Source organism: Mycobacterium sp. IDUB_37 (assembly GCF_055419245.1).
In genome coordinates this window covers 1-374 of the sequence record NZ_JBVAXG010000048.1, presented here as the reverse complement: position 1 = coordinate 374, position 374 = coordinate 1, and the positions used below count along the sequence as shown (strand labels likewise).

Here is a 374-nt window from a genome sequence, read left to right as displayed (position 1 = left end):
CATCACCTGGATCAGCGGGTGATGGGTCAGACTCCGGGCCGGATTCAACCGCTCCACCAACAGCTCGAACGGCACATCCTGATGCTCATAAGCAGCCAGACTGCGCTGCTGCACCTGCGCCAACACCTCAGCGACACTGGGATCAGCAGCCAAATCCACCCGCAACACCAACGTATTGACGAAACAACCCACCAACTCATCAAGCGCAGGGTCACGCCGCCCCGCGATCGGGAACCCGATCGCCACATCACTGCTGGCACTGACCTTGCCCAACAACACCGCCAACGCGGCCTGCACCACCATGAAACTCGTCGCATTATGCTCACGCGCCACCCGGGCAACCTGCTGCTGCAACTGCGCCGGCCAATCCACAC

Annotated in this window: 1 protein-coding gene; it reads right to left on the bottom strand. The window is 61.5% G+C overall.

Annotated elements, in window-relative coordinates:
• Nucleotides 1-374: condensation domain-containing protein (locus tag ACZY1I_RS32245; protein WP_463761716.1), on the bottom strand; the 374-nt coding region annotated here is incomplete at both ends.